Below are 14,411 nucleotides of genomic sequence, written 5' to 3'. Positions count from 1 at the left end.
TTGTTTTTTGGTTGAGGCTAATGTCCAGCAACGCCGCGCCCGAGCCGTTATTCGTGCTCGTTGACGACCATATCCATGCCGCGCGCCTGATGCGCAGGGCAATGCAGTTGAATGCCTCGCCCGCGCGCGTTGCCTGGATCGGAAACGCCGGGCGGGCCAGGCGGACGCTTTTTCGCCTTCTGGGTGCATCTGCAGCCGAGCGGCCCGACATGGTGATCGTCGACCTCAAATCGCACAGCGGGGCATCGGCGGCGTTCATTTCCGGCATCTGGAACCTCGCAGCAACCGCGCGCGTTCCGGTCGCAGCCATAGCAGATACAGGAGCAGACGAAAGTCGTCATGCGCTCCTCAAAAGCGGTGCCGATGCCGTTTTTGTCCGCCATCACGATTTGGGTGCCTATCGGGCCGAGATGGCGAGAATGATAGATTTCTGGGTACGGGAAGCCGTTACCTGGCCCATTCGGGCGTAGCCACCGCGTCCCCGGCTGCGTTCGATAGGGAGGAATGTACTCCTTAATGCGTCCCCCAAGGAACGTGTTTACATTCATTCCTCCCGCCTTTTTCCGGCCTGTTGGCCCTCTGCGTTCATCGCGGCTTGTCCCTCCCTTGCCGCGATAGAGAAGACCGGTGGACCTGCGTCCTCGTTCCGCCGGGCTTCAAGGGGGAGAGGGGCATGCGTAGTCTTGCCGGCCGGCACTTGCCGCACCTCTCCCCATCTTTTCCACCGCCTGCGCAAGCCGTTCCGCACCATCCGGGCGGGCTAATCCGCTGTTTTGAAACCGATCTTTCCGGCGATGAGCGGCAGGCTTTTACCCCGATTGTTTCAATCTGTTAACAAAGGCTTGCCAGACGGTTTCGTCTCAAGCATTCTCCCCCTGTAAGCGGCGTTAACTTTCCGGAAAGCTCTGCGGTTCGGTCCGCCGTCTTTTCCGGACATGTGCGGGGAGGCCACCATGATGACCACACCACGCCTCGTCAGTCTGACCGCCCTCGCGGCCAGCCTGTTCATCGTCATCTTGACGATCACTCAAGCCAATGGATTGACGGCGACGCCCAAGATGGACGTTGCCAGCGTTGCCTGCATCGAAACGAGCATCTCCTCGGATTGCCCCGTATCGGGATTACACGTTCAGGCCGCTATCCAGCGCTGACAAGATTACGCCCTGGCCGGGGGCATCCCTGGCCAGGCATCCAGCCTGTTTTCATATTATGTTGCACCCGGTGACTAGCCGGTATGCACTGAGGACGGTTGCGCCGGCGCGCAACCTCGACGAGTCTGTATTGGCCGGGTCACCGGGTCATTGTCGTGACACATGCCATGCCCCTGTAGTCTGGAACCCTTTGTCCTGATGGACATTGAACTGATGGAGCGAACCTCAACAGCCAAGCCCCGGAGATTATGCAAAACCCGGTTTCCGCTATCCTGTCCGCCAGTTCGGGTCCGGTAGCGATTTTTACCGATTTCGACGGCACCCTCGTCGAGATCGCCTCACATCCGGACGCGGTCGTGGTTTCCGACGACCTGCCCGACCGACTCCGTTCCCTGTACGCCGCGCTCGATGGCGCTCTGGCCATCGTCACGGGCCGCACCATCGAAACGATTGACGGCTTCCTGCCCTCCCAGGAGTTTTCGGTTACCGGCAGCCATGGCGCAGAACTCCGCCATGGGGGGAAACGGCAAGGCCCCCAACCTCACCTCGTTTCAGGCGCCAGGGCCATTATCGCTCGTGTTTCCGATACATTGGCTGGCCAGGAAGGTATTCTGGTCGAACCAAAACCGACCGGTGTTGCTGTCCACTACCGCGCAGCACCCGAGAAGGGCGCAATCGCCAGTGCCGCCCTTGCCCGGGCGCTTGAGGGATTTCCCGATTTCCACGCCATCGCCGGCAAGATGGTGGTGGAAGCCCGTCCCAGGTCAGCCGACAAGGGATCCGCGGTCACCCGCTTGATGCAGGTTAAGCCGTTTGCCGGTCGCACCCCAATTTTTATCGGCGACGATGTAACCGATGAGGATGGGTTTGCGGCGGCGGAACGGCTTGGCGGATTCGGCATCAGGATCGGTCGGCAAACGCAGACCGGCGCCCGATTCATCCTGCCCGACATCGCCTCGCTGCTGAGTTATTTTGACGCGCTGATCGCGAGGGAACCAAGCACCACCGCATCCGATTTTGCGGATCAAAGAATCCAGGAAAGCAGGGTCAGATGAGCCGTCTTGTCGTCGTTTCAAATCGTATCCCCGGAAAGGCCCCCGCTGCCGGCGGCCTTGCAGTGGCCCTCAAGAAAACCCTGTCGGCAAGGGACGGCTTCTGGTTTGGATGGTCCGGCGCATTTGCCGAAGCACCGAGCCGGGATGCGAAATTCGAGACCATAGACGGGTTGCAGATCGGCTCGATCGACCTCACCAAATCCGATCACCAAAGCTATTATGCGGGCTTTTCCAATTCCATCCTCTGGCCCGCCTTCCATTTGCGGCTCGACCTGACCGACATCCATTCGCACTGGTATGAGGGCTATCGCCGGGTCAATGTGCAGTTCGCCGAGGCCATCGCCAAGCATATCGAGCCCGACGACGTCATCTGGGTGCATGACTATCATCTGATCCCGCTGGCCACCGAACTGCGCCGGCGAAACATCCGCAACAAGATCGGGTTCTACCTCCACATCCCCTTCCCCACCCCCGATGCGCTGAACGCCATTCCCCATCATGAGGAACTGCTCACCGATCTGCTGGCTTATGACCTCGTCGGTTTCCAGGCGCAGCGTGACGTTGCGGCCTTCAACGAATTCATCGCCCATGAAGAGATGTACCGCCAGGCCGGCGGCACGCCGTTCGAGATCGAACTTGGCGACACCGTCCTCGAGGCCTTCCCTATCGGCTCTGACCCCGAGGCCTTCTCGAAACTCGCCACCAGCCCCAACGCCCAGAAGATGTACAAGCGGGTTGAACGCTCAATGAACGGGCGTGGGATGATCCTCGGTGTCGACAGGCTCGACTATTCCAAGGGCCTTCCCCAGCGTGTCCAGGCTTACGAGAAGCTGCTCGAAAACAACGCCAATCTCCGGCGGGCCGTCCACATGATCCAGATCGCCCCACCCTCGCGCGATACGATCAAGGAATATCAGGTGATTTCCGACGAGCTCGATACGGCTGTCGGCCGGCTCACTGGGCGCTTTGCCGAACCAGACTGGCTGCCCATAACCTATGTCAAACGCGCTTATTCGCAGGCCTCGCTGGCGGGTCTTTACCGCCTCGCCCGCATCGGGCTGGTCACACCTCTGCGCGACGGGATGAATCTGGTCGCCCATGAATATGTCGCCTCCCAGAACCCGGAAAATCCGGGCGTTCTTGTCCTTTCGCGGTTCGCCGGGGCGGCGGAAATCTTCCACGATGCCTTGATCATCAACCCCTTCGATACCGACGAAACCGCCGAAGCCATGCGCCAGGCCATCGCCATGCCACTCCAAGAGCGCAAGGAGCGCTGGCAGCGCCTGATGAAAGTGGCGCAGACCCACAATGTCGACAATTGGGCCAGCAGCTATCTGGCCGCATTGACCGGCGATAGGCCATCTGGCGCATCGGACGACGAGGATCCTGACGCCGACCGGGACAGCAAGGGCGAACTGCTTCCACGCGCCGGAGCCCTGGGCCGGCCGGCGTCAATGTCTCTTGAGCAACGCGCCCCACGTCTGTCCCTCCTGCCCTGGCTGCGCTCGGTCTTTTCGGGCACTTAGAGTATCCGTTTTGATCAAGCGGTTTTTGGTGTCCATTTCCGGTCGTGTTTGATGAGTGTGTTTGCGAGTTCGATGAGTTTTCTCATCAGGGCGGTCAGGGCGAGTTTTGGTGGTTTTCCGGCTCCGATCATGGCGTTGTATTTTCGTTTGAGGTCGGGATTGTATCGGGCAGCGACCAGGGCTGGCATATAGAGGGCGTCGCGCAGGAACTTTCGCCCTCCCTGGATGAAAGCCTTTCCGCGCCACTGCCCCGATTGCCGTGTCATGGGAGCAAGGCCTGCAAGGCTTGCGGCCTGCTTTGGGGTCATTGTACCGATTTCGGGACATTCGATCACGATGGCGGCAGCAGTGACCGGCCCCACTCCCGGGATTGAGCACATGATATCGAAGGCCCGCGCCCGGTCCGGGCACTGGCGTACAAGGCGCTGCACCTGGGTGTCCAACTCGGCGAGGTGCCGTTTGATCTGATCGAGCCTTGCCCTTGTCTGGCGTCTGGTGATGGCCAAGGTCTGCGTCTTTTGCCGGTTCAACAGGCGTGTACGGTCCTTGATCAGCGCCATGCGCGCGATCTGCAATTCTTTGAGGACGTGTTGATTTTCGGGCTGGGGTTCATTGGGGGCGAGATCGAATGCGGCGCCCATGGCAGCCAGCATGCGCGCGTCGACGGCATCGGTCTTGGCCCGGGCTCCTCGTGCCTGGGCAAATCGGCGCGCCTGCAGGGGATTGACCTTGACCAGGGGCAGGCTTGCGGCCAATGCGCGCTCGAAGGCTGCGTGATAGGGACCGGTCGCTTCATAGACGATCAGATCGGGGCGTTGGGGTCCGATCCAGCGCCTCAGGGCACGCAGGCCGGCCGGAGAATTGGCAAACCGGGCCGTCTCACCGGTTCTGGCGCTATGGGCGTCGAGATTGGCTTTCGAGATGTCGATGCCGATGCTATCCTTGGTCATCTTCGCGTGTCCTATGCTTGTCCTAGAGGGCTTGCGCCGCTCTGTATCCGTTCAGGCCTCAGGCGAAGACGGCGGTCGATCACACTCTAAAACGGTCCATCACGACCAAGCCCGTATCGATCCAACCGCCGCCAGTGCGCGCCATAAAGCACATGGCGCACACTGGCCCTTTCATCGCACAACAGCCGGTTCTTTCATAAGACAAGCGTGTCCAGCAAAAGGGCGGCCCGCGAGCCGCCCTCTCTGTTTGCACTGTGGGAGGAAGTGCAGATCAGAATGTCGAATCCGGGAAATAGTAGTTTTCGGCATTCTCGGGCGTAATCAACGGCGCGCCCAGGATATATTCGCCCGACACCGGACCGTTCGATGTGAAATGGCTGACGGTCACGTCCATGGCCGTGGCGATCATCGCGGGCGGATAGAGAACGTCGACCGGCACCAGTTCCGATCCTTCCATGACCATCTGGATGATTTCCTTCATGCCGGCCCCGCCGACAATGAACAATTCATCTTCGCGGCCCGCCTGGCGAACCGCCTCGATAACGCCGAGCGCGATGTCGTCATCCTGTGCCCAGACGCCGTCGATATCGGGGAAGCGCGACAGGAAGTCCTGCATCACTTCAAATCCGTCATCCCGGTTCCAGTTGGCGTACTGGTTGTCCAGCACGTTGATGCCCGAGCCATCGATGGTTTCCATGAACGCGTTGAAACGCTCATCATCGATCACCGTGGGAATGCCGCGCAGGATGACGATGTTGTCACCCTCGCCAAGCCGGGAGAGGAAATATTCGCCCGAGACCGTTCCCAGCGCGGTATTGTTGCCCGCGACGTAAACGTCCTCGATCCCTTCCTGGGCCAGACCACGGTCGACCACCGTAACGAAAACCCCGGAATCCTTGACCATCCGCACCGGATCGGTGAGCGGCTCGGATTCGAAGGGCAGAACCACGAGGGCGTCGATCTGGTGGATCGAAATGAGATCCTCGAGATCGTTGGCCTGCTGTGCCGGACCGTCGGCAGCGATCAGGATGATGTCGATATCGGGATTGGCCTCTTCAAGCCGGTTCATGGCTTGCTCGGCGTGCCAGTTGAGGCCACCGGCCCAGCCATGGGTTGCGGCAGGAATGGAGACACCGATCTTGATTTCCTGTGCCGCTACAGCGGTGACTCCCAGCGCAACGCTGCACAAGGCAGCGCCCGCGATGAGCTTGAGTGTTCGCATGATAGTCCTCCTTGGTTGTGTGTCGCGCCTCTCCTCAAGGCGCTGCCCCCGCCGGCATTTGTTTGTCGCCGGTTGGAATCTTTATCCCCTGGTCTTCCGAAAGATGTTGAGATGACCAAGATTGCCCCGCTGCAGCCAGACAGCGGCGATGATGATGACGCCCTGCACCGCACCGTTGAGATAGTTCGAGATGATATCGGTGAGGTTCAGGATATTGCCGATGGTCGTGAGCATGATCGCCCCGATCACCGTGCCACCGATCCGGCCATAGCCGCCCTTGAGCATAGTGCCGCCAATAATGACCGCGGCAATCGCTTCAAGCTCCCATAATACGCCTGTCGAGGATGAGGCCGAGCCCAGGCGCGGAACGTAAATGATCGTAGCGATAGAAACGCACAGTCCCTGGATGACATAGGTCAGCGTCTTCACACGATCGACCTTGATCGCCGAATAGCGCGCCACGGTTTCGTTTGACCCGATCGCCATGCAATATCGGCCGAACGCGGTGCGATTGAGCAGAACCCAGCCCAGAACCGCGACCACCGCAAACACCACCACCGGAATGGGAACACCCAAAAGATTGCCGTAATAGACCGGGCGATAGGCGTCGCGGATATCGAAGGCCAGCGACAGCGTGCCGCCATCGGCGAAATAGGTCACCAGCGAGCGGAATATCCCCATGGTGCCAAGCGTCACGATAAAGGCTTCGATCTTGCCCTTGGTGGTCATGAAGCCATTGAGAAAGCCCGCCGCAAGCCCCAAGAGCACCGAGGCCGCACAGCCGAGCAGAACAGTGGAAACACCGGTTCCCAGCGTTTCGATGGCCGCGTTCATGACAATGATCATCACACCTGAAATCACTGCCGCCATGGACCCGACCGAAAGATCGATCCCGCCCGCGGTGATAACGAACGTCGCTCCAACAGCGATGATGCCGATAAAGGCCGATCGCGTGAGCAGGTTGGAAATATTGCCCTCCGAGGCAAAGGCCGAATTGAGCGCAAAACCCAATATGCAAAGCGCAATCAGCGCCACCAGCGGCCCGAAGGTGTGATAATCGATCCTGAACCGCTTTCTGGCGGGCTTTACGCCCTCATGCGCTTGCGCGGTCATCGTCAGATTCTCCCTTGAGCCCAGCGGCATAGCGCATGATTTCTCCTTCCTTGATTTCCGCGCCCTCGAGCGTACCCATGCGGCGCCCTTCGCGCATCACCACCACCCGGTGCGCGAGCCCGATCACCTCCTGCATCTCGGACGAGACCACGATGATCGACTTGCCCTCTTTGGCGAGGGCGGCGATGATGTGATAAATCTGCTGCTTGGTGCCGACATCGATGCCCCGCGTCGGCTCGTCGATGATGACGATTTCGGGCTCGCTTTCCATGGCCTTGCCGAGCATCAGCTTCTGCTGATTGCCGCCCGAAAGCTGGCCCACCCGGACCGAGGCATCGCGTGCCCTTATGTCGAACCGCCGGGTCGCACGCTCCATGGCCTCGACCTCGCTCGCCTCGTTCAAAAACCCGGCCCGCAGATGCCGCTTGAGCGTCAGCAGCGTCAGGTTCTGCTGCAACCCCACATTGAGCAGCAACCCCTTCCCCTTGCGGTCCTTGGTCATATAGACCAGCCCTGCATCGATCGCTTCACCGATACCCGAAAACGCCACCGGCTCGCCCCGTAGCCGCACCGTTCCGCCCGTCTTTTCCGCCAACCCGACGATGGCTTCCATGACGGCCGTCCGGCCCGAGCCGATCAGCCCGGCAAAGCCCAAAATCTCCCCGCGACGCAGCGCAAAGCTGACGCCCCGCACGCCGGGTGCCGTGAGGCCCTCGACGTCGAGGATCACCGGCGCGTCGACATCGGGTTCCTGCTTGGGCGGATAGAGGTTGGACAATTCGCGCCCCACCATCATCTCGGCGATGGCATCGGGGGTCAGGTCCCCGGTCTCCACGGTCGCGATCAATTGCCCATCCCGCAGCACGGTGATGCGGTCGGACAACGCCATGACTTCGTCGAGCTTGTGGGAGATGAAGACGATGGCCACGCCCTTGGCCTTCAGCCGCCTGACCTGTTCAAAAAAAATATCCGTCTCGGCCGATGTCAGGACGGCCGTAGGCTCGTCCATGATGAGCACCCGCGCATCACGACTGATCGCCTTGGCGATCTCGACCATCTGCTTGTCGGCAACCGAAAGCATATTGATGCGCGCATTGGGGTCGATAGCCACATGCAGGCTGTCGAGAATGCGCTGGGCTTCGGCTTGCATGTCCTTGCGGCGCAAAAACCCGAACCGCACCCATTCGCGACCCAGAAAGATGCTTTCGGCCACGGTCAGGTGCTCGGCGAGATTGAGTTCCTGATGGATCACGACAATCCCCAGCGACGCGCTCTCGCCATTGGATGGAAGCCGGATCGGCTGACCGTCGAGCACGATGGCGCCTGATGTCGGCTGCTCGATGCCGGAGAGGATTTTGATAAGGGTGGATTTGCCCGCGCCGTTCTCTCCGATCAGGGCGTGAACTTCGCCTTCGCGAACATCGAAATCGACGCTGAACAGCACCGGCACTTCGCCGAAGCTCTTGGAAACTCTGCTCGCTGCAAGAATATGCGGTGCACTGGCGCTATCGGCCATCACCAGTCCTCCCCCCGATTTCCTGCCAACGCTGCGGCCGGCTTCTCCCAATTGCTAATTGTGTAAACCTTTTCATTTATCATGTAAAGGTTTACATAAAGGGAGATGTGTATAAAACATGACGCTGGGGTTGAGGTGCCAGTTTCCTTTGATTCCAATGCGTTGAATGGCCGGATCCGCATGGGAAACACCGGCACGGGGGAGCCTTGAGCGCGGTCAAACCAGCAACGATCGAGGATGTGGCACTGATCGCCGGCGTTTCGATCGCCACGGTGTCCCGCGCGCTCAATGAACCGGGCAAAGTCGCCGATTCCACGCGCCGCAAAGTCATAGAAGCCGTCGCCCAGACCGGCTATACGACAAACGCCATGGCGCGCAATCTGCGCACGCGGCGTTCCCACATGATCCTGATCCTGGCCCCCGACGTTGGCGATCCGAACTTTTCCAACATTCTTGTGGGACTGGAAACCGAGGCCTCCAAGCGCGGCTACGGTGTCCTGATCGGCAACACGCAGAACGATCCCGTCCGGGAAACCGACTATCTGCGCTTCATCTCGTCCAACCAGGCCGACGGCATTATCCTGCTGACCGGTCACCTGCCCTTCGGCCTCGCCGAGAGCCAGCCAGGCGCGCGCCTGCCCCCGATGGTCGCAATTAACGAACCGATCCCCAATTCCGACATCCCCTTTGTCGGGGTCGACAATGTGGAAGGCGCGCGCGTCGCGACCGACCACCTCATCAGCCAGGGCCATCGGGAAATCGCGTTCATAGGCCAATCTCCGGGCCGAGCTGTCGCCCAATTGCGCGAGCGCGGCTTTCGCACCGCATTGGCCGCGGCCGGCATTTCGGTCCAACCCAGTTTCATACTCGAAGCCGACGGAACCACCGAAAGCGGCCGGGCCGCCGCCGAGCGCATGTTTGTCCGCGATCGGCTCCCCACCGCCTTTTTCTGCGTCAACGACGCCACGGCCCTCGGCGTGCTCATCGCGCTGACGGCGAGAGGCTACGCGTTGCCCTACGAATTCTCGGTGATGGGTTTTGACGACATTTCCTTTGCCAGTTTCGTCACCCCCTCGCTGACAACGATGAAACAGCCCCGCCTCAAGATTGGCGAGGCCAGCATGGACCTCTTGCTCGAAATGCTCGAAGGGGAAAAACCGGCCCGGCGCGAGATCCTTCTGCGCTCCGAACTCATACTGCGCAATTCAGTGGCGGTGTGGCGCCCCCGATAGCGCGCAGGAACACGAGGCTTCCCATGGCGTTTGTACTCCGAACAGGAGACAGATCAGTGCCGCGTGACCAATCCGATTTCGAGAGCTTTTTTGCCGACTATCTCGATGCCTATAACCGATCGCTGGGCGATCGTGTGGACTACGGGGCTATACGGTCCCATTTTTCATCATGCTTCATCGCAGCCGGTCCTGAGGGCGTAATGACCAGTGAAAACGACGAGAGCTTTTCACAGGCGCTCGACAAGTCCTGCGCCTTTTACAAATCCATCGGAACGAAAAAGATGAATGTCACGGGCGTCCAGATCACCGACATCGACGAGGGCCATTATATAGCGAAAGTCCACTATGCCGCCGAGTATGAGAAAGATGACGAACCGCTCGTCATTCCCTTCGCTGTGACCTACATGCTCGAAGACAGGGATGGCCAGCTCAAGATATTCGGATTTGTAGCCGGCGACGAGATGGCCATCTATCGTCAATACGATCTGATACCGGATTGACCTACTGGCCCGCTTCGGGCTCGGTTGCCAGCGGCTCGGCGGCCGGACCTTCGGAATCGACGGGCGCGGTTTCTATCGGGGTATCGATCGCTGGTGCATCCGAGCCTTCCGGCTCGGTCACCGCGTCTTCGGTCGGCGCAGGGGTGGGGAGCGCATCGAGATCGGTGGCCACCTCATCGTCGGCAGCGGGCACATCTTCGAGCGTGGTGCCGCCATCGGTCGTCGTCGCGGTTTCGTCATACGTCGCCGTGCTGAACCAATAGACCGCCGCAAACAGAACCACGATGGCCACCAGCCCATAGACCAGTACGCGCGAGTTCATCATGCGGCTATTGCCCTGCCGCGCTTCGGTTTTTGTAAGATCGGGCTTTTCATCGGTCATGGGTGCGTCCCTCATGAATTGAACTCATCCGGAGTTCGTCGGGTCAGGCATGATGCCAGTCGACGGTTAAACGCTCGTCCCGGCATCACGTTCCAACACGTGCTGATGCAAAATTGAGCAAACGAGAAATATCGTTCAACAAGTCACCACCTGAAATGCAATCGGTCTTGCGCCCCGGTAAATGTGACGACATAGTGTTTTTGTCCATTTGGTCCAATTTTGGCGCGTGATGACCGCAAGCGGCTCCGAAGCACTGCTGACCCTTAGAGGTCTCACCAAATCCTTCGGGAGCTTCAAGGCCAATGATTCCGTCGATCTCGAAATTTTTCCCGGCGAAATCCACGCTCTCCTGGGTGAAAATGGCGCCGGCAAATCGACCTTCGTCAAGATGCTCTATGGCGCGCTCCAGCCCGATTCCGGCGAAATGGTCTGGCGGAGCAAGCCCGTCTCAATCCCCAATCCGGCCTTTGCGCGCCAACTCGGCGTGGGTATGGTCTTCCAGCATTTCTCTCTCTTTGAGGCACTGACCGTCGCGGAAAACGTCGCAGTCGCCCTGCCCGGCGACGCGCCGATCAAGACCGTGGCCGCCGACGTCGAAACCGTTTCGCGCGAATACGGCCTGCCGCTCAAACCCCATGCCTACGTCCACGACCTTTCGGTCGGCGAGCGCCAGCGCATCGAAATCGTGCGCTGCCTTCTGGGCCATCCCGATCTTGTCATCATGGACGAACCGACCTCGGTCCTTACCCCCCAGGAGGTCGACGACCTTTTTGCCGTGTTGCGCAAGCTCCGCGACGAGGGCAAGGCCATTCTCTATATTTCGCACAAGCTCGAGGAAGTCCGCGCATTGTGCGAACGCGCCACCATTCTGCGGCACGGCAAGGTCGTGGGCAGCTGCATCCCGCGCGATGAAACCGCCGCCTCGATCGCGAAAATGATGGTCGGCGCCGATATCCACCAGATCCGCCCCGCCAAAGCTCGCGCGCCGAGCGCCGAACCGCTGCTCTCCATCGCCAATCTATCGATGGATTCCCGCGAGGTGTTCGGCACGCCCCTTAACGGAATTTCGCTCGACCTGTTTCCCGGCGAGATCGTGGGCATTGCCGGAATTGCCGGCAATGGCCAGTCCGAATTGTTCGATGTGCTCTCGGGCGAGCGCCTTGCCGGTCGGCCTGAACAGATCACGCTTTTCGGCCAACCCGTGGGGCATGACGACATCTCGGCCCGCCGCGCCAAGGGCGCTGTCTTTATCTCCGAGGAACGGCTTGGCCACGCCACCGTGCCCTCTCTCTCGCTGAGCGAAAACGTCATTCTCACCCGCTACCGGGTCAATCCCGGCCTCAGATCGGGCATGTTCCTCAATCGCGGCAAGGCCAAGGCCCTGCTCGATACCATCGTGGACAAGCTCGACGTACGCAAAAGCGCGCCCGACCCCGCAGCTCAATCGCTCTCGGGTGGCAATCTTCAGAAATTCATCATCGGTCGCGAAGTGCTCGAGGACCCCAAAGTCATCATCGTCAACCAGCCCACTTGGGGGGTCGATGCCGGATCGGCGGCGCGCATCCGCCAGACCCTGGTCGACCTGGCCGAGGGTGGCGCTGCCGTTCTGGTCATCAGCCAGGACCTCGACGAGCTTTTCGAATTCACCGACCGCCTCGCGGCGATCGCCGAGGGCCGCCTGTCCGATTTCGCCCCCGTCGCACAGACCGACCGGAACGTCATCGGGCTCAAGATGTCGGGCATCTTTGAGGGGCAGACCGCATGAGGCTCGAACTGATCAAGCGCGGCAACCCCTCCCGCGCCCTGCAGTTTCTCTCTCCGCTGATCGGTCTCGCGCTGGCGGTTCTGACTGGCGCGATCATGTTCGCCATTCTCGGCAAGGACCCGCTGGCGGCGCTTTACGTCTATTTCATCGAGCCGCTGACCGAGTTGTGGTCGATCCACGAGCTGCTCATCAAGGCCGCGCCCCTGATCCTGATGGGGGCCGGGCTATCGGTCTGCTACCTTTCAAACAACTGGAACATCGGCGCCGAGGGCCAGTTCATCATGGGGGCTTTGGCCGGTTCGATATTTCCGGTCCTGTTCACCGACCTCCAAACCCCATTCGTTCTGCCCATGATGATGGCGTTCGCCATTGTCGGCGGCGCGCTTTGGGCAGGCATTCCCGCGCTGCTCAAGGCGAAATTCAACACAAACGAAATCCTCGTCAGCCTGATGCTCGTCTATGTGGCCGAGCTGATCCTCGACTATCTGGTGCGCGGCCCCTGGCGCAATCCGGGCGGCATGAATTTCCCCGAATCGGTGCGCTTCCATTCTTTCGCCCGCATCCCCGAATTGATGCCAGCCGATGGCCGCGCCAATTGGGGGATCGTGATTGCGGTCATCGTGGCCATCGCCATCTGGGTCATGCTCTCGCGCACGCTGAAGGGCTTTGAGATCAAAGTGCTCGGCACCAGCCCCCGCGCCGGCAAATTCGCCGGGTTCGATGCGAAAAAGATGATCTTTTTTTCCTTCCTCCTTGCCGGTGGGTGCGCGGGGCTGGCGGGCATCATCGAAGTGGCGGGCGCCTCGGCGCAGCTGCGCCCCATCATCTCGCCCGGCTACGGGTTCACCGCCATCATCGTGGCGTTCCTGGGCCGCCTTAATCCGCTCGGCGTGATCGTCGCCGGGCTGGTGCTGGCCCTGACCTATCTCGGGGGCGAAGCCGCGCAGATCTCGCTCGGCCTTTCCGACAAGGTCGCCCGCGTCTTTCAGGGTGCCCTGCTGCTCTACATCCTGGCCTGCGATACACTCATCCACTACCGCATCCGCCTCGTGCGCGCGCCAAAGGCATCCGAGAGCATAGCCGATGCTTGAGTCGATCCTTCTCACCATCGCCACCGCCGCAACGCCGCTGTTGCTCGCTGCCATCGGCGAGCTTGTCGTAGAGCGCTCGGGCACTCTCAACCTCGGTGTCGAGGGCATGATGGTCATGGGCGCCGTCGGCGGCTTCGTGGGCATGATCCTCACGGGAAACCCGTTCATCGGCGCCCTTGTCGGCGTTCTGTTCGGCACCGCGCTATCGCTGCTCTTTGCCGTGCTCGCCCTCACCCTCGCCACCAACCAGTACGCCACGGGACTTGCCCTGACCATTCTGGGTCTTGGCCTATCGGGCCTGATCGGCGAACCCTATGTCGGCCGCTCGGCCGTGCGCATGCCGGTTCTCGATATCCCGGTGCTCTCAGACATCCCGATCATCGGCCGCCTGCTGTTCGGCCAGGACCCGATTTTCTATATCTCGATAGCGCTGGTCATCGCGGTGGCCTGGTTCCTGTTCAGGACCAAGCAGGGCCTGACCCTGCGCTCGATCGGCGACAATCCGCAGTCGGCCCACGCGCTGGGCATCGGGGTTATCCGCTATCGCTATCTGGCCGTCCTGTTCGGTGGCGCTTGCGCTGGGCTCGCCGGCGCGCATCTCTCGCTCGTTTACACGCCGCAATGGACCGAGAACATGTCGGCCGGACGTGGCTGGATCGCGCTGGCGCTCGTAGTGTTTGCCTCCTGGCGCCCGGCGCGGGTGCTGGCCGGCGCCTATCTGTTCGGCGCGGTGTCCATCGGTCAACTACACGCCCAGGCTCTGGGGATCGGTATTCCGTCCCAGTTCCTCTCGGCGCTCCCCTATCTCGCCACCGTCGTGGTTCTGGTCTTGATTTCCCAGAACCGGCGGCTGACGCTGATCAACACCCCGGCCTCGCTCGGCAAGAGCTTCGTGCCGGATCGCTAAA

The 14,411-nt window shown here is 60.7% G+C and carries 14 protein-coding genes; 9 read left to right on the top strand and 5 right to left on the bottom strand.

What is annotated here, in order from left to right; translation table 11 throughout:
* The first annotated feature begins 20 nt into the window (after positions 1 to 20).
* The 4 genes from ACP148_RS03890 (at position 21) to ACP148_RS03875 (ending at position 3,732) form a co-directional block, all read left to right on the top strand.
* On the top strand, positions 21 to 470 hold the full coding sequence (locus ACP148_RS03890; RefSeq protein ID WP_421951282.1) for a hypothetical protein: 450 nt from the start codon (positions 21 to 23) through the stop codon (positions 468 to 470).
* Between the two features lie 483 nt (positions 471 to 953).
* Positions 954 to 1,151 (top strand): hypothetical protein, encoded by a 198-nt coding sequence (locus tag ACP148_RS03885; RefSeq protein WP_421951281.1) that lies wholly within the window; start codon positions 954 to 956, stop codon positions 1,149 to 1,151.
* Positions 1,152 to 1,399: 248 nt separating this feature from the next.
* Complete coding sequence (gene otsB, locus ACP148_RS03880; RefSeq protein ID WP_421951280.1) at positions 1,400 to 2,206, top strand: trehalose-phosphatase; 807 nt, start codon at positions 1,400 to 1,402, stop codon at positions 2,204 to 2,206.
* On the top strand, positions 2,203 to 3,732 hold the full coding sequence (locus ACP148_RS03875) for an alpha,alpha-trehalose-phosphate synthase (UDP-forming) (RefSeq protein ID WP_421951279.1): 1,530 nt from the start codon (positions 2,203 to 2,205) through the stop codon (positions 3,730 to 3,732). The genes otsB and ACP148_RS03875 overlap by 4 nt, the downstream gene beginning before the upstream one ends.
* A 14-nt stretch (positions 3,733 to 3,746) precedes the next feature.
* On the opposite strand, the gene ACP148_RS03870 is transcribed toward ACP148_RS03875, so the two are convergent.
* The 4 genes from ACP148_RS03870 to ACP148_RS03855 all read right to left on the bottom strand — a co-directional run bounded on the left by ACP148_RS03870 (position 3,747) and on the right by ACP148_RS03855 (position 8,533).
* On the bottom strand, positions 3,747 to 4,682 hold the full coding sequence (locus tag ACP148_RS03870) for an IS110 family transposase (protein ID WP_421951278.1): 936 nt from the start codon (positions 4,680 to 4,682) through the stop codon (positions 3,747 to 3,749).
* A gap of 271 nt (positions 4,683 to 4,953) precedes the next feature.
* Positions 4,954 to 5,904, bottom strand: coding sequence for a substrate-binding domain-containing protein (locus tag ACP148_RS03865; RefSeq protein WP_421951277.1), 951 nt, complete (start codon positions 5,902 to 5,904; stop codon positions 4,954 to 4,956).
* Positions 5,905 to 5,985: 81 nt separating this feature from the next.
* Positions 5,986 to 7,017, bottom strand: coding sequence for an ABC transporter permease (locus ACP148_RS03860; RefSeq protein ID WP_421951276.1), 1,032 nt, complete (start codon positions 7,015 to 7,017; stop codon positions 5,986 to 5,988).
* Positions 6,998 to 8,533, bottom strand: a complete 1,536-nt coding sequence (locus ACP148_RS03855; RefSeq protein WP_421951275.1) for a sugar ABC transporter ATP-binding protein — start codon at positions 8,531 to 8,533, stop codon at positions 6,998 to 7,000. Before ACP148_RS03855 ends, ACP148_RS03860 begins: the two co-directional genes overlap by 20 nt.
* Positions 8,534 to 8,739: 206 nt before the next feature.
* On the opposite strand from ACP148_RS03855, the gene ACP148_RS03850 reads away from it, so the two are divergent.
* Both ACP148_RS03850 and ACP148_RS03845 read left to right on the top strand, forming a co-directional pair.
* Positions 8,740 to 9,765: a LacI family DNA-binding transcriptional regulator gene (locus tag ACP148_RS03850; protein ID WP_421951274.1), complete on the top strand. Its 1,026-nt coding sequence runs from the start codon at positions 8,740 to 8,742 to the stop codon at positions 9,763 to 9,765.
* A 56-nt stretch (positions 9,766 to 9,821) separates the two neighbouring features.
* A complete protein-coding gene (locus ACP148_RS03845; protein ID WP_421951273.1) occupies positions 9,822 to 10,265 on the top strand; it encodes a nuclear transport factor 2 family protein in 444 nt (147 codons plus the stop codon).
* A gap of 1 nt (position 10,266) precedes the next feature.
* Here ACP148_RS03845 and ACP148_RS03840 read toward each other — a convergent pair whose 3' ends face one another.
* Positions 10,267 to 10,647, bottom strand: coding sequence for a hypothetical protein (locus ACP148_RS03840; protein WP_421951272.1), 381 nt, complete (start codon positions 10,645 to 10,647; stop codon positions 10,267 to 10,269).
* Positions 10,648 to 10,876: 229 nt separating this feature from the next.
* On the opposite strand from ACP148_RS03840, the gene ACP148_RS03835 reads away from it, so the two are divergent.
* Genes ACP148_RS03835 through ACP148_RS03825 form a run of 3 tightly spaced genes read left to right on the top strand, consistent with a single transcriptional unit; the run spans position 10,877 to position 14,410 of the window.
* Positions 10,877 to 12,412, top strand: coding sequence for an ABC transporter ATP-binding protein (locus tag ACP148_RS03835; protein WP_421951271.1), 1,536 nt, complete (start codon positions 10,877 to 10,879; stop codon positions 12,410 to 12,412).
* On the top strand, positions 12,409 to 13,503 hold the full coding sequence (locus ACP148_RS03830) for an ABC transporter permease (protein ID WP_421951270.1): 1,095 nt from the start codon (positions 12,409 to 12,411) through the stop codon (positions 13,501 to 13,503). Before ACP148_RS03835 ends, ACP148_RS03830 begins: the two co-directional genes overlap by 4 nt.
* On the top strand, positions 13,496 to 14,410 hold the full coding sequence (locus ACP148_RS03825; protein WP_421951269.1) for an ABC transporter permease: 915 nt from the start codon (positions 13,496 to 13,498) through the stop codon (positions 14,408 to 14,410). The genes ACP148_RS03830 and ACP148_RS03825 overlap by 8 nt, the downstream gene beginning before the upstream one ends.
* Position 14,411: the final 1 nt, after the last annotated feature.

It is taken from the genome of Pelagibacterium sp. (genome assembly GCF_965249125.1).
GTDB lineage: Bacteria > Pseudomonadota > Alphaproteobacteria > Rhizobiales > Devosiaceae > Pelagibacterium.
This window is presented reverse-complemented; position numbering and strand designations above follow the sequence as displayed.

Coding starts and splice junctions, on each gene's coding strand:
- ACP148_RS03865 (WP_421951277.1), bottom strand. CDS start 5,904: ATGCGAACACTCAAGCTCATCGCGGGCGCTGCCTTGTGCAGCGTTGCG.
- ACP148_RS03875 (WP_421951279.1), top strand. CDS start 2,203: ATGAGCCGTCTTGTCGTCGTTTCAAATCGTATCCCCGGAAAGGCCCCC.
- otsB (WP_421951280.1), top strand. CDS start 1,400: ATGCAAAACCCGGTTTCCGCTATCCTGTCCGCCAGTTCGGGTCCGGTA.
- ACP148_RS03870 (WP_421951278.1), bottom strand. CDS start 4,682: ATGACCAAGGATAGCATCGGCATCGACATCTCGAAAGCCAATCTCGAC.
- ACP148_RS03835 (WP_421951271.1), top strand. CDS start 10,877: ATGACCGCAAGCGGCTCCGAAGCACTGCTGACCCTTAGAGGTCTCACC.
- ACP148_RS03830 (WP_421951270.1), top strand. CDS start 12,409: ATGAGGCTCGAACTGATCAAGCGCGGCAACCCCTCCCGCGCCCTGCAG.
- ACP148_RS03855 (WP_421951275.1), bottom strand. CDS start 8,533: ATGGCCGATAGCGCCAGTGCACCGCATATTCTTGCAGCGAGCAGAGTT.
- ACP148_RS03825 (WP_421951269.1), top strand. CDS start 13,496: ATGCTTGAGTCGATCCTTCTCACCATCGCCACCGCCGCAACGCCGCTG.
- ACP148_RS03890 (WP_421951282.1), top strand. CDS start 21: ATGTCCAGCAACGCCGCGCCCGAGCCGTTATTCGTGCTCGTTGACGAC.
- ACP148_RS03885 (WP_421951281.1), top strand. CDS start 954: ATGATGACCACACCACGCCTCGTCAGTCTGACCGCCCTCGCGGCCAGC.
- ACP148_RS03840 (WP_421951272.1), bottom strand. CDS start 10,647: ATGACCGATGAAAAGCCCGATCTTACAAAAACCGAAGCGCGGCAGGGC.
- ACP148_RS03860 (WP_421951276.1), bottom strand. CDS start 7,017: ATGACCGCGCAAGCGCATGAGGGCGTAAAGCCCGCCAGAAAGCGGTTC.